The organism is uncultured Methanobrevibacter sp. (genome assembly GCF_902771435.1).
In the GTDB taxonomy this organism is placed as follows: domain Archaea; phylum Methanobacteriota; class Methanobacteria; order Methanobacteriales; family Methanobacteriaceae; genus Methanocatella.
The window spans coordinates 1-13,397 of record NZ_CACXXB010000032.1 but is presented as its reverse complement, the minus strand read 5'-3'; the positions used below and the strand labels follow the sequence as shown (position 1 = coordinate 13,397).

General features: G+C 34.3%; 14 protein-coding genes and 1 pseudogene. 2 read left to right on the top strand and 13 right to left on the bottom strand.

Annotated elements, in window-relative coordinates; translation table 11 throughout:
• Together QZU83_RS08485 and QZU83_RS08480 are read left to right on the top strand one after the other, a co-directional pair.
• Positions 1 to 846 (top strand): annotated as a pseudogene (locus tag QZU83_RS08485) (hypothetical protein); the annotation flags it as partial.
• Between the two features lie 4 nt (positions 847 to 850).
• Positions 851 to 1,705 (top strand): hypothetical protein, encoded by an 855-nt coding sequence (locus tag QZU83_RS08480; RefSeq protein WP_295611329.1) that lies wholly within the window; start codon positions 851 to 853, stop codon positions 1,703 to 1,705.
• A 531-nt stretch (positions 1,706 to 2,236) separates the two neighbouring features.
• On the opposite strand, the gene QZU83_RS08475 is transcribed toward QZU83_RS08480, so the two are convergent.
• The 13 genes from QZU83_RS08475 to QZU83_RS08415 form a co-directional block, all read right to left on the bottom strand.
• Positions 2,237 to 3,196: a hypothetical protein gene (locus QZU83_RS08475; RefSeq protein ID WP_295611327.1), complete on the bottom strand. Its 960-nt coding sequence runs from the start codon at positions 3,194 to 3,196 to the stop codon at positions 2,237 to 2,239.
• 60 nt (positions 3,197 to 3,256) lie between these two features.
• Positions 3,257 to 4,573 carry a hypothetical protein gene (locus QZU83_RS08470; protein WP_295611325.1) on the bottom strand — a complete coding sequence of 439 codons (1,317 nt, stop codon included), beginning with the start codon at positions 4,571 to 4,573 and terminating at the stop codon, positions 3,257 to 3,259.
• A 70-nt stretch (positions 4,574 to 4,643) separates the two neighbouring features.
• Positions 4,644 to 5,459 carry a competence protein CoiA gene (locus QZU83_RS08465; RefSeq protein WP_295611322.1) on the bottom strand — a complete coding sequence of 272 codons (816 nt, stop codon included), beginning with the start codon at positions 5,457 to 5,459 and terminating at the stop codon, positions 4,644 to 4,646.
• A 5-nt stretch (positions 5,460 to 5,464) separates the two neighbouring features.
• A complete protein-coding gene (locus QZU83_RS08460; RefSeq protein ID WP_295611319.1) occupies positions 5,465 to 5,779 on the bottom strand; it encodes a hypothetical protein in 315 nt (104 codons plus the stop codon).
• Positions 5,780 to 6,144: 365 nt separating this feature from the next.
• Complete coding sequence (locus QZU83_RS08455; RefSeq protein WP_295611316.1) at positions 6,145 to 7,845, bottom strand: hypothetical protein; 1,701 nt, start codon at positions 7,843 to 7,845, stop codon at positions 6,145 to 6,147.
• Positions 7,846 to 7,858: 13 nt separating this feature from the next.
• Positions 7,859 to 8,362, bottom strand: a complete 504-nt coding sequence (locus QZU83_RS08450) for a hypothetical protein (RefSeq protein ID WP_295611314.1) — start codon at positions 8,360 to 8,362, stop codon at positions 7,859 to 7,861.
• A 24-nt stretch (positions 8,363 to 8,386) separates the two neighbouring features.
• Entirely contained in the window at positions 8,387 to 8,941 is a 555-nt protein-coding gene (locus QZU83_RS08445) for a hypothetical protein (protein ID WP_295611311.1), read from the bottom strand.
• Positions 8,942 to 8,975: 34 nt separating this feature from the next.
• Complete coding sequence (locus QZU83_RS08440) at positions 8,976 to 9,110, bottom strand: hypothetical protein (protein ID WP_295588924.1); 135 nt, start codon at positions 9,108 to 9,110, stop codon at positions 8,976 to 8,978.
• Positions 9,103 to 9,327, bottom strand: coding sequence for a hypothetical protein (locus tag QZU83_RS08435; protein WP_295611309.1), 225 nt, complete (start codon positions 9,325 to 9,327; stop codon positions 9,103 to 9,105). Before QZU83_RS08435 ends, QZU83_RS08440 begins: the two co-directional genes overlap by 8 nt.
• Before the next feature lies 1 nt (position 9,328).
• Complete coding sequence (locus tag QZU83_RS08430) at positions 9,329 to 9,607, bottom strand: hypothetical protein (RefSeq protein WP_295611306.1); 279 nt, start codon at positions 9,605 to 9,607, stop codon at positions 9,329 to 9,331.
• Positions 9,608 to 9,809: 202 nt separating this feature from the next.
• On the bottom strand, positions 9,810 to 9,968 hold the full coding sequence (locus tag QZU83_RS08425) for a hypothetical protein (RefSeq protein ID WP_295588920.1): 159 nt from the start codon (positions 9,966 to 9,968) through the stop codon (positions 9,810 to 9,812).
• A 674-nt stretch (positions 9,969 to 10,642) separates the two neighbouring features.
• Positions 10,643 to 11,767, bottom strand: a complete 1,125-nt coding sequence (locus QZU83_RS08420; RefSeq protein ID WP_295611303.1) for a tyrosine-type recombinase/integrase — start codon at positions 11,765 to 11,767, stop codon at positions 10,643 to 10,645.
• Between the two features lie 320 nt (positions 11,768 to 12,087).
• Complete coding sequence (locus tag QZU83_RS08415; RefSeq protein WP_295611331.1) at positions 12,088 to 13,020, bottom strand: transcription initiation factor IIB; 933 nt, start codon at positions 13,018 to 13,020, stop codon at positions 12,088 to 12,090.
• Positions 13,021 to 13,397 lie beyond the last annotated feature (377 nt).

Below are 13,397 nucleotides of genomic sequence, written 5' to 3'. Positions count from 1 at the left end.
AGTAGTTTTCCTGTTGGATTCATGAAAGCCTCATATGGTACTTTTTTAACTGCACTAAACACTATCAAAATGTATGATGAATTTATGGAAAATGCTTCAGGCATATGTAATGTTTCAGCAGTTAGAGAAGATTATGTAGTTTCTATGTGTGGTGTTGAATATGGTGGCACTGCTTATGTCCACTGCCCTGATCCAACAATGAAATATAAAATTACTGGAATCTGGGAAAATGTTTACACATGCAGATATATTTCATCATTACTATTATCCGAATTCGAAACAATTGCATTAAATTTTGCAGGTATTCCATCAACATCAGCTGTTAATTTCATTTTTGACAGCATTATTAATCAAAAAAATTTCACTGTTACCTCTTCTGAAAATTATATTATCATTCAAATTAATGGAAATTCTGAATATCAACTTAAATTAAATTTAAATAATGGTGAAATGTATGATTTATCAATTTTAAATAATTTTTTATACAAAGGCGCAATTTCAAATCTTACAGACAATTATTGTTTCCATGATGTTATAACAAATAATATTATTAATAATATAACAAAATTTAATAATAGAAATAACTCGGCAGAGAATTTCACACTATCTGATAGAGATATGGAATTAATTAATGATCTTTTAAGTGGATTTCCATTAGCGATAGCATCTGTAATGATTCCTAATATGTTAGCATCTACATTATTTTTACCATCAACTCCCGTGTTAATTGGTATTGTTGCAACGCTTATTATTGTAAGTATCGCAATAAAATATCAAGGGAATGGCAATAACATTAATAAAGCTATTTATGATTCAATAACCGAATTACTGCTTGATATGGCATGATATTATGAAAGATAAATTATTAAAATATATTTTTTTAACTAATCCTGGAAGTTTATCTATGAAGGAAAGAATTCTGATTATTCTTATGCCTTTAGTTATAATAACTTGTATTTTATTATATCTATGTATAGATTCACAGGAATATTTAATATTGTTATTATTATTTGGTATTTATGTATTTTTTATTGGTTTAGCTTATCCATTAATATATTTTGAAAGATTTGACGAAAAGTATGGGTTTTATTCTAAATTAAGGATAGGAAGTACATATCAAATTATTTCCAAAACTATTTCATGTCTCATGCCCGGCATGATTATAATTATATTAAGTATTGGACTTATACTTGATAATATAACAAAATCATCTTTGATTGCTTTTGCACTGGTGCTTCCTTTTTTAGCTTTATTTTTTAGGATTGATGTTTTTAATGATGAGAGTTCTATTTATGGTGATAAAATTGTTTTAGGATATCATCCTAGTTTATATGGGTTTTTGAGTTTATTTTTAGGTATTTATGGTTATATAAATACCAATACCTTATTAAATTCAAATTTTAACTTAGCAATTATATTATTCATCATGACAATTATATTCCAAACATTGTTATTAATTCCAGACAAATTAAATAAAGTTTTATTTTTTGAAGTGAGAAAAAAAGAAGGATTTTTAGCATATATTTGTCTGTTGATATTATCTTATGCAATATTATACTTTATCATCCTAGGAAGTAATTTTTTTAATGGAATTAATATTGATTTATCTATTGAAATTATCATACAAAAAGCTATTATTTGGAGTGCCACAATTATTTTTGCACTACTATTCATTAAACAAATAAAAAAGATGAATAACAAGTAAAAGAGAATAAATTTTGAAGATATTTATATAAACTAATGATTTTGTTCTTAATCAAATCATTAAAGATAATATCTTCTAAAACATAGTTCTGAAAATTAGTTAAAAATTAGTAACAATATATCTGTTCACTTTAAGAAATATTACTGGCAATCAGTACATCAAAACACAAAGTTTTGCTGAACAGCTTGATAGTTAACTAAATATTCATACTATAACTATGAAATAACATATTGTCAATTAGATGAACTGAAGTTCAGGTGTTCTAATTAATGGATTTAAAATTAATTGTTTGGTTAAATTTAAGAACCGGCCGTTTACCTGTCGGTTCTAGGATTAAGTAATGAAAAACTTTATGTCCTTGCATTGCCATAATGTTGATTAAATTGGGCGCCTGTCCCCCATTAATTAGGCATTAAGGGTTTCAATGCAAGAAATTTCGGGAGAAGTAAAATACTACTCCTCCCAACAAATAAATAACGAGCCTATGTCGAAGTTTAGCTCCGGTGAAAAGCAATAAAAACATCATCATCGCTAAATTCTTGTGCGATTAAAACCCATATCTTTTAATATCTTATTGTATTCCTCACGAGTCCTAAAGGATGGAGCATCCTCATCTCCAACATTTCCAGTTTCACCTACTTCATCAGAGTTTGAAGGATTTCTTCCGCCTGGGGTGGAGCCGTCACTGGTAGCTTCAATTTTAATTCTTCTCTCAGCAAGTTTTTCCATAAGCTCCATATCAACGTCCCCAGACAATAGCTTATCGATTATTTCCTTATCCTGCGCGTTTTCATTATAGTTAAAGTTGTATTTGGCTTCGTACTCTTTTATTTTCCTTTTGTTTTCAGCTTTTCTTAAAATTGACAATTCGTTTAGGATTTCCTCTTTATTGTCTATGAATTCCTTATTTTCTTCTATGGATTTTTTAATCTTTTCATACTTTTTGGATTCTTTTTTTAAGCTGTTGATTTCATCCTGCAGTTTTCCGATTTCTGCATCTTTTCCTTGAAGTTTTTCCAAAAGTAGGCTTGTTGCTACATTTTTATCTTCACTTGACTGTGGTTGCGGTGCAGGTTCGCGATTTCCACTTTCACCAGTTTCACCTGTCGCTCCGGTTTCTCCAGTTATTTCTGAATTCAACAATCTTATTTTTCTTGGGTGTTTGGTAACGCCTACATCTATTAAGCTCATAGTATCAATTCCGAATGAATCTCCTTTATCTTTAAGTAAGACATCAACTTTGGGAGAAAGGCCTTTTCCTTTCATGTCCAGTTCGTCCGGTACTTCAATGAATAGCTTTCCTTCCTCATACTCGATATTGTTTCCAATGCCGATGTAGATATTGTCGTGCTCTGAGGTTAAAGGGATTCCTCCACGGTAGTTTTCTGCTATCATTTTTAAATCATCTTCTGTCCATCTTACAGGTTTGGTTAGCCTTTCATCCAAATCGGAGTAGTCATATGTTCCGACTTCAAATAGTTCATGTCTCATCTCAATCACTTTTTATTATATTATTTATTATATATTTTATTACTTATTTTATATAAATATTTATATTTCAACACCACTGTCACTAAGGATTCTCTCACCCACAGGCTGTTCCTCCTCAAAGTTACTTAAATAATTTTTATAGATTTCATCACCTTCAGCGGTGAGTTCCATAATGTAGCGAAGCACATCATCTCTTGAATAGCTGAAATAAATATCCAATGTTTCACTTACACCCATCAGCTCAAGCTGCATATTCAAAAGCTGATTGCAATACTTCAAAACCCATTTCTGGTCATTGGCCACATTAACAATAAACCCTGTAATGGCCGAATCGTTGATGTATTCCGCCACGTTCTGGTTTGACCTTTCGTTTCCTGCCTGAGACTGAGGAGTGACGAAAGTCCTCAGGATATTGTTTCTAAAGATTTCAGTCTGCCTTGTATAGTCGGACTGGTAGTTGTTACCACCTAAGATTTTTGATTCAATTCCAGGAGGCACAATAGCCACATTTGAATTTGCAGTGGTTCCGTAATCGGCATAAAGGTTTTCCTTAGCAGTTGAAGAGAGCTCCATGATTATTGGCTGTCCGTTAGCGTCAAGTGAAGGTTTGACTTCAATGATGTTGTCCTTGTTGATTCTTTCAACCTGATTTCTTTCGAGATTGCATTTATGATAAATGTCATCAAGGCAGTTTAAGATAATGCTTTGTGCTTCCGAGTAGATTTCATTGTACATGAAGTTAATGACCTCATCAGGTTCGTATTTAACAGTCAATGTTCCTTCCTCAACACTGACATAATTGTCAAACTCCTCCGGTGATCCGTTGACAATATCTTTAGGCATCTCATGCAGGTACAGCTGCACATCATTGTCATCATTGAATTCCTTTTTCAACCCATAGCCGTGAGCACCGATTTCAAGAAATATCGGCTTGATGTATTTTCCTATGGATTTGTCCCATCTCTGCACCGGTTTGATTAGACCTTCACCGTCAACCATTCCGCCCTGCAGGATGTTTTTAGCAATTTGGCGAATGTCAATTTTTCGAGCCCAAAGAATTAATGTAAGTTTCTGCTCTTGGGAGAGTTTGTTTTCCTTATCAACAAGCACCACATTAACATTGGCTTTGTCAATTCTGTTTTTCAATATTCCTGAAGTGTAACCGTCAAGCTTGACAGCATAACGTGCATTAGCTATTGTCTTGTTGATGACCGGAGGAAGAGCATCCGGCAAATCAAGGCCAGTATTTATTCCATCGACTCTAGGTTGCCTTTCACTTTCACCCCAATAGCTGCGCTTGGTGTTGTACTGTTCCACACGGTTGTTAAGTAATCTAGTTTTGATGTAATCAGTAATTCCCATGTCAATCATTTCCATTACAATTATTTATTATATTGTTTATTATATTTTTTATATAAAATATATAATAAATTTTATCCATACACTTTCACCACCATTTAGCTAAATCCACCATACATACACTGCGATTCATATCCAAATATCCGTCCGCCCTTGTGCGGGCAAACTTAGTTAATGACAAATCACCAATTAAAACAGGGTCAGGAGATTTCGTGCCTCTTAAAAAATAGCTATTTCCACCAACATCATATCCATTACCCAACTCATCATATAATGTAACAGATTCTGTTTCACGAAGTATGCCAGATAGATGAATTGCATATATGACTTCGTTGGCAATGTCTAAAGCAAAGACCTTTCCAAAATATGCCGTGTGTGCTTTTTTAATAATCTCATTAACCCTCACCTCTTCTTTAAAGGAATTGTCCTTATTTAGAAAACGAGTTAAATTGAAAATCCATAAGCAATAGATTTCCCTATCAAAATAATATTCACTCTTGTTAGTAAACTCATCAATGTCATTGTGCCTGTATACGCATTCAACGGCAACCTTGCGAATATTACCTCTAGCATCCCTGATTTCACAATAGTAATCTGCAATCCTTGAGCCGATTTTCCATTCCAATTCTGAAAATACAACATCATTATCTCTTTCGATAATTTCCTTGATTTTCTTTTTCATTGTTTGGTGGATGATTGACTCACCACTTTTTCCTTTTCTGAATAGACAAATTGTATTTCCATCCTTGTGGCTGAAATGCCATATGTTTTTGCTTCCTTGCTTTAGTGTCAATTCAGACCCACAATCCGGACAATAAAATTTATTCTTATTTCCATTAGCATCTCTTTTTTGTGCTTCATCTGCATAAATGCGATTTCCATTTTCTGTTAATGCAACTAACATATTATCTAACTCCTCAGTAATTTTCTTCTGCCTCGCCAGATTAACTGGCTCTGCCTTTTTCTTAACTCCTTATATTGCCAATACATCTGTGATGTGACATATCCATGCAGTCTTCTAAACTCATCTATCCGGACAATTCCTGCTTGCACAATAGCTGCTTCGCCTTCATGCCAACAGTAATATGGATGGTGGCAGGCAACATCATATTCTGAAGCCAATCCTGTTTTGCAGTTGTTACAGTAATCTACAAACCACATCTCTCCCTCCCTTTCTCTTTTTTCTTTTTTGGCTTCAATTATCTGTTGTTTTATAGATTTCATAAAAATCAATTTTTATAAAAACCTTAAAAACCATAAAAACTATTGAGAACTTTTGGGATGGTTTTTTTAAAAACTCTTTAAAAATCTTTAAATCAAATAATAATGATTCTCCTTAGTTTTCACAAAAATGAAATTTTAAAAAACCATATTTTTCCAGAGTATGCGGGGACACTTGTTAAACTTGCCCCCACTTATCCTCAAAACCTTAGTTTTTTAATAAAATCCACATCATCAAAACCAACACAAAATCCTTCAATTACTCTAAAAACAACTGTAAGCAATTTTTTATAAAAACTTTTTAAAAAGTTTTTTAAAGTTTACATGGTTTTTATAGTTTTTTAGTTTTTATGGTTTTCATGGTTTTATCAGTTTTTATGGTTTTTATCTATCCATGTTGGTTTTTTAACCGTTGAATCAAAGTTCATAATACTTAACCCCTCAACAAATTTATCTTCCTTCATAATGTCTACAACCCATTCGCCAATTTCATAGCAGATGTTTTCATATGTTGAATCGTCAATGTGCTTTAAGTCATAGTTTATGGATTCAACTTCACTTTTGGCCAGATCATATACATTGGATCTGCCGACATGATCAGTAATCTGTAGAAATCCCTTGTCTGCCAGTTCATACATGTATTTCCTTGCTGATGCCTTGCTCAGTCCGAGGCTCTGAAGTGAGAAGTAATCGTTGGTTGTGATTCCCATATCCAGCACTTCCCTATCCTTGCTCATTCTCCACTCATCAATATTGTTCCTGATATCGTTCAAAACCTCAACAGCTTTCGGAGCAAGGTTGGCTGATATACTTTCCTTGTATGGCTTAAGCAGACTCATAAACAGCTGCACATCTGCAATATTTGTCAATATCACCTTCTTGCCACCAATGTCATAGACTTCATGGTTGTAATAGTTCAAGGCCGTTATTGTTTTTAAAAGTCCATTGAACTTGTCAAAATCCCTTTTATAGAAAGAAGAGTTTTTAAGGAAGTTTATGACAAAATACACATATGGATTAATCACCACAATATCTTCAAAGACTTCTTTAAGGTGCAGCAGCATGTATGGCACTAGCTCAGCTTCCCTTTCATATTGTTTTAGAATCTTGTAGCTTCGTCCATGCTTGAATTCCAGTGCACTGTTTCTTTGATTGAATATCTTTTGGTTATCCATTCTTGGAGTGATAAAGATACTTCTGCTCATTTCCTGGTCATCAAAATAATGGTTAGGCACTGTAGTATATGTAAGACAGGGCCTGCCGACAAGCTCCAAATCTTTTACATCCCATCCTCCTTCACCATCGGAAATGTTTAAAGGCTTGTTTAGAAAGCCGTCGGATTGAAGTTCCTTCATTAGGTTTTTAGACTCTTCCATGAATTCATGGTCGTTGCTTCCACCCATATCACCATAGTTAACGATTTTACCGTCATAGAAATATTTGTCCTTTTTGGCACGGTTGAAGAGTGCCGCTTCAGTGATTTTCTTTTCATTGACAACAAATCTTTTAGGAATCAGTTTCAGTGCGGTTTCCTGGATGTGGGATTTGCCGCTGCTTGCCTCACCCAGACATATTACTGATACCGGATTTTGCAAAATGACTTGACCTGCATATACAGTAAATGCATAAAGGATATTGTTGCGTTCTCCTGCTGTAAACCATTCAACAATGCTTCCAATATAAATCAATGGACAGTCCAGCGATTGCAGTTTAGTGATAGCTTCCTTTAATTTGGAGGCATCTTTTTCCTGTTCGGCCTGCTTTTTGTCAGCTATTTCCTGCTCAATTACCGATAGTTCATTTTCATAGTTAAGTTGCAATAGCTGTTTTAGTTCGCTGAACTGGTTGTTGACCTGTCTGGGTTTGAGGTCACCTTTAGGATTTACGATTTGTTTGAACTGCCTTGCGACATTACTCTGAGAAGATAATGTAGCTGGAGATTTATTAGTATACTCTCCGATTTTATTACCGTACCTGTTTTTAAATACATATGTAACCTTATCCACATTCTTTTTGTTGATGATTAGGGTTATTGTATCCTTTGTCGGTAATTCAGCTACATTACTCATGTTTATACTCCATTTACTTAACTTGGACATCACGTACAATGAAACTGTAATAGATGTAGCTTCCTGATTTCTCTTTAACCTGTATGGTCATTTCATCTAAGCTATTGACGAATTCACGGTATTCAGCAAGGTTGACGTTTCTAAGGATATTGGATCTGCCTACTGAACCAGCATTTTCCAATTCTAAAATAGAGGTTATGAAGTCAAAGAGTACGCTTCCTTTTCTGATGTTTTTGTGAAGGTCACTGTCATTTTTAAGATTCACGTTTATTTCAACGTATAGTTTTTCGCTGTCTTTGAAAATGAATAACTTGAAACGGTTGACGGTTTTTTCTTCACCGTCATCATCGAAAGTGTATGATGTGACTGATGACATTTCAGGCCTGCCGGTTATTAAAGTTCCATCTTCAAAGTCCCTTAGTTCGGCTTTTTCATATCCGTCTGGTATTTCAACTATTTCTTCAAAGTCCAATTCTGTTCCGGTAAATATGGTTTGTTTTGTGTTTTCAAAACTCATTTTAATTCTCTCCTAAAAAATTATTTAAGAGGAGTTATCCTCTTTTAGAAATTTTGATTGAGTTACAATCTTTTCTGCTGTCATTTCTTCTGCTGATGTTTCACCTGCACCTATCAGTTCAGCTATTGCACGATTGGTTGCACGGGTCTTTGCAGTTGACATTATTGTGTGGTCAGACACTTTGTCTTTTCCTTTCTCAGACCTTGAGCATAGTGCATCTGATTCTACACTTCTGCCGTTAGGCAAGGTTGCACGAACGCAGTAGTATGCTTCTCTGATTCTGCCCATTTTGGTTCTCTCCAAATCACGGTCAATGATTTCAGTATCAACATTGAATGCACGGGATAGCTTTTGCCATGCTGACTTTTTCTTGAAGTGTCTTTTCACTTTAACGTAATTTCCGTCTTCGTCTTTTTCCTTGACTATGATTTCCTGATAGTCACTGTCATTGAGTAACCCTTTGCAGAGTTTTTGATAAGCGTCCCACTGTTCAATAGCTACACCAACATCCGGGACATTATCAGCAGCAGCGACAATTTCACTCACTTGCGGTTCTTCTATTAGTTCTGCTTTTACCATTTTTTATCACCTTGAAAAATTTTGGAGGATTAATTTATAATCCTCCTGTACTTGTTGCTATTCCAATCCAGCCGATAGCCACGGCAAATAACATGCTTCCAATAAAAATCATTTTTGGATTGGGATCCATCGGTTCTTCTTTTGGATATAATCGTGCTGGTTTAGGCATACTGACCAACTCTCCTGATGCAGACCTCAATAATAAAATTCAAGTTAATTATTGTAGTTCTTCCATCGTTTTTGTGAATAACAACTGTTTTACTGTCCGGGAAATTCAATTCATCTGACTTCATTACTGCACAATAGGGATTTTCATTTGCAGATACAAATGCAATGAAATGTCCTTCATCGAGATTCTTTTGCATTTCAAGAATTGTATTTTCCATGTCAGTCACTCCTGTTTTTCCTGAACCCTACAATGTAGGCTTCTCCTCTTATGAACTTGATGAATCCTGTATCTCCAGCTGTTGCATAATGAATCAATGGCAATAGCTTGGAGTGTATTACTGTTTGGTATGCCTTTTTTCCACCGTCCACCAATACGATACCGTCGTCATCGATATAGAGGATTTTCTGTTCGACATCACCTTTGGCAATTTTGATTTCACCACTGTGAGTTAAAATGCCGCAGAAATTGTCTTCAAATTGATTAATTGAGGTTGTCATAATTAATCAACCTCAATTAATGCAATAGGTGAATAGCCATTCATTTGAATTCACCCAAGTTTTCAATTCTATCAAAGACCAACCATATTCTAGCCCAGATGTCTTTTGGGACTAAAACATGGGTTTCTCCATTTACTTCTTGTTCCAACATTATTTTTAGACTCCCGATTTTATCTTAAATTTTTAGTTCGTCTTAACGTGTTTAATCAAGTTTCATTATCTTGATTCTGTATGACTCGAAGAATTCCCTTTCATTTCTGATGTTTTCTGTTTGTGAAATTTCGTCAATGGCTTCTTCAAGTGCCCTGAAATTATTGAAAATTATTATTTCGTTAGGCCGGGGTTTTATTACTTCACACATATTTTTGTATCTCCTTTTTGCCCATCATCTTGGATGGGACTATATGTTCAACAATATAAAACACACAAGTGGCCAGAAGTCTTTGAAAATAAAAATAGTATGTTGGTAAAATCAATATTCAATTCTCAATCGCAATATTTAGAATAAAATAAGTTTTGCTTTATTTAATTTGAAAATCTTTATATATTCCTTAAAATAAACTAGATATTGGGTTAAGTTTTGAAAAGTATTAATTTTTAGCTTGTTTCGTCGCATGCATAATTATTTTTATTTTTCTACTTGCCCACTTGTATTATACCTATTTTTTCATAATCTTTTTTTTCACTGTTTTTTTGATATTTTACCTCCTTAAACTGGTTTTAAAGCCTTACTAAAAAAAAGTTGTACGAGAGTGGAAAATTGCTCCCACTTCGTAAAATTGCTCCCAGTTAGTAATGGCTAATACTAGTCTGTAATTTTGGCTATTTAAACATTTCTATTTGATAAAATATCAAAATTGTTTAATTATTACAATGTTATACTTGAAGATAAGGCATGTATTTTTCCAAAATTCTATAAACAATTTGACAAAAAAATATGACAAGAAATAGTAAAATGTATAAATCAAACTCATGATGAAACCATCATGTTGAAAAATTGTAGTTAAAAAAAATAAAAAAAATGGAAAAGAACTTTTAAGTCTTATTTCTCAAAGCTCTTTTGATATAATCAACTTCACTCTTAAGACCATCCAGTTCAGCATTCAATTTTTGATTTTCACTCTCCATCGCCTGAAACTCCGGAGATTTGATGGATAACCTCTCAACATCAAGATTGATTGTGACAGCACCCATGTGCTCAATATATTTTTCCCTTAAACGCAAAGGGTCTTCCATAAAATAGGAAGTTCTGGTCTGATCCTTTCCTCTGCCCTGAAGTTCATCGATTTCATCCATGCTCAAACCGTCATTGTACAGCTGGCTTGCATGAAACTTCCTCAGCATGTGGGAACGGAAGCGGTTGTATGAACCTGCCTTTCCAAGGTTCAGCTTGTTGTTGATTTTGCCGAAGGTATTGTTCATGTGAGTGGAACTGATATTGAAAAGAGGAGTTGAATTTGTAAGTTTCCTCTCATCTATCACAAGATAGTGAATTATTTCTGCTGTAGATTCAGGACTTGAAAAAGTGGTATAGTACTTGTTGGTTTTCTGTCTTCTTAACCTCCAGGACGGAACCACATCATCACGGCCGTGCAATGCTTCAATAACATCATCTATATTATCCTTGTGATGATAATCATAGGTTGCATCAATGAAATCCTGTACAGTTATGTTTAAAGTTTCCCTTTTTGCGCATCCGCTGCTGGTCATGAAGAGAATTATCGCCTTCATCAACGGATTGACCATCTTCAGGATATGCCTAAGCAATTCCTTGTCGGGCAAATCATTATAAGAAATAGGCATAGGCCTTTTGACATTTTTCTGATTTAACTTTGGCATTTTACCGATTTCAATGTCAAAACCTTCTTCATATACGGTCATAACCCTGCTGACATAATTCTTGACTGTAGTTGCAAGATGTCCTTTCTTCATCAAATGGTTTCTGAATGCAAGAAGTCTTGCCCTCAATTGTGAATGCTTCCATTTGACTTCTTCTTTCTCTTCCTTTTCGGCTTCTTTTAACAACTGGTAGAATGGCTTTTTATGGTATCTGGAATATAAACCAATGGCGGTGGCGTAGCTTTCATAAGTTACATCTTTAAGACCTCTCTCATCACAAAAGCTTCTTAAAAGTTGCTCATCTTTTTTGTGCATATCCATATTTATTACTCCTATATAAAATGTGTTTTTGGTAAGAGCATTTGATAAGTAATAAATATTTTGATGAGTGTTGCCCGTATACTAACTCTCTTGAATCATCGCTAGAATACCCTTCGCTCCTCGAGTAACCCTCGAAACGGGCAGCCTATCCAATGCTGGGTTTCTCCTAATCATCGACAGCTAAAACTTTCCTCATAAAAGGACCGTAGGCATTGGTCAAAAAATGATACGACAAATAATAATATATAAAAAATAATATTTAACTATTTTCAAAAAAATAAAAAAAATGATTAAAAAGTAATTAATACTCATTTAATCATCTATAATGCAGGACTTAAGTTAAGTTTTTCAGATAATGCCTTATATCTGTTTCTGATAGTTACTTCTGAAACCTTTGCGATTTCAGCGACCTGTCTTTGAGTGATTTTTTCACCAAGCAATACTGCCGCTATGTAGATAGTTGCAGCTGCAACACCGGTAGGTTCCGGACCGTTGAGCAATCCTTGCTCTTTGGATTTGTGAACAATATCGATTGCCTTTGATTCAACTTCACCAGACACGCCTAAAAGAGAGGCAAATCTAGGAATGAAATCTGCAGGAGAAGGAGGGCTTATTTTGATATTTAATTCCCTTCTTAAAAATCTGTAATTTTTACCAATTTGTTTTTTAGTGACATTGGAAGCTTCGGAAACTTCATCTAAAGTACGCGGTAACTTGCAACGTTTTGCTGCAGTGTAAACTGAAGCGGCAACCATACCTTCAATACTTCTGCCACGAACAAGATTTGCTTTTGCAGCTCTTCTGTAAATTATGGCGGCATCTTCTTTAACTGGTTTTGGAAGACCTAATCTGGAACATTCGCGGTTGAGTTCACTTAGGGCAATTGCCAAGTTTCTCTCACCTGTACCGGAAATTCTGATTTTCTGATTTAATTTGTTGATTCTGTACATTTGGGCTTTATTCCTTTCAGGAACATTGCTTGCATTAATGTCTCTATTGCCTCTACCCATACTTGTAGTTAATCCTTTATCGGATACTGCATAAGTTGTTGGAGCTCCGGTACGGGAACGCTTGTCTCTTTGTTCATGATCAAATGCTCTCCATTCCTGACCCATATCTATTATGCTGTCCTCAAGAACATATCCACAACGTCTACAGGAAATTTCAGCTTTTTGATAGTCATGTTCTAAATTAGGAGAATTACATTTAGGACAACAATCAATCTCCTGTACTCTTGGTGGTTCTTTTTGCATGCGTTTTCTTCTCATACGTCTAAAATTTTCTGCTCTAGACATTCCATATTGAATAGATGTTATAATATCATCCCCCTAGGATTAAATATTAAATACAAAAAGTTCTACAACAAGTTACAAAATAAAAAGTGAAATGTATCAGATTGTTAAATCCCAAACATTAATTAAATTTCCAATATCCATTCTTAATACCTCCTTGGTGAAATATTTGTGATGTTGATAAGTATTAAAACTGAATTTGTATAAAGTCATGGTTACGGTTAAATTATAATTATAATTATAATGAGCTTGCAGCGAAATGAAATTCCCATAGAAAACCATAGTACACAAACAAAACACAAAAGGACTTCACTACTGGGATCGAAACGAGACCAGGT

What these genes read in the sequence shown, in the direction of transcription:
- QZU83_RS08465 (WP_295611322.1), bottom strand. Translation starts at nt 5,459, where the DNA reads ATGTTAGTTGCATTAACAGAAAATGGAAATCGCATTTATGCAGATGAA.
- QZU83_RS08460 (WP_295611319.1), bottom strand. Translation starts at nt 5,779, where the DNA reads ATGAAATCTATAAAACAACAGATAATTGAAGCCAAAAAAGAAAAAAGA.
- QZU83_RS08480 (WP_295611329.1), top strand. Translation starts at nt 851, where the DNA reads ATGAAAGATAAATTATTAAAATATATTTTTTTAACTAATCCTGGAAGT.
- QZU83_RS08420 (WP_295611303.1), bottom strand. Translation starts at nt 11,767, where the DNA reads ATGGATATGCACAAAAAAGATGAGCAACTTTTAAGAAGCTTTTGTGAT.
- QZU83_RS08425 (WP_295588920.1), bottom strand. Translation starts at nt 9,968, where the DNA reads ATGTGTGAAGTAATAAAACCCCGGCCTAACGAAATAATAATTTTCAAT.
- QZU83_RS08475 (WP_295611327.1), bottom strand. Translation starts at nt 3,196, where the DNA reads ATGAGACATGAACTATTTGAAGTCGGAACATATGACTACTCCGATTTG.
- QZU83_RS08435 (WP_295611309.1), bottom strand. Translation starts at nt 9,327, where the DNA reads ATGGAAAATACAATTCTTGAAATGCAAAAGAATCTCGATGAAGGACAT.
- QZU83_RS08440 (WP_295588924.1), bottom strand. Translation starts at nt 9,110, where the DNA reads ATGCCTAAACCAGCACGATTATATCCAAAAGAAGAACCGATGGATCCC.
- QZU83_RS08450 (WP_295611314.1), bottom strand. Translation starts at nt 8,362, where the DNA reads ATGAGTTTTGAAAACACAAAACAAACCATATTTACCGGAACAGAATTG.
- QZU83_RS08445 (WP_295611311.1), bottom strand. Translation starts at nt 8,941, where the DNA reads ATGGTAAAAGCAGAACTAATAGAAGAACCGCAAGTGAGTGAAATTGTC.
- QZU83_RS08455 (WP_295611316.1), bottom strand. Translation starts at nt 7,845, where the DNA reads ATGAGTAATGTAGCTGAATTACCGACAAAGGATACAATAACCCTAATC.
- QZU83_RS08430 (WP_295611306.1), bottom strand. Translation starts at nt 9,607, where the DNA reads ATGACAACCTCAATTAATCAATTTGAAGACAATTTCTGCGGCATTTTA.
- QZU83_RS08415 (WP_295611331.1), bottom strand. Translation starts at nt 13,020, where the DNA reads ATGCAAAAAGAACCACCAAGAGTACAGGAGATTGATTGTTGTCCTAAA.
- QZU83_RS08470 (WP_295611325.1), bottom strand. Translation starts at nt 4,573, where the DNA reads ATGGAAATGATTGACATGGGAATTACTGATTACATCAAAACTAGATTA.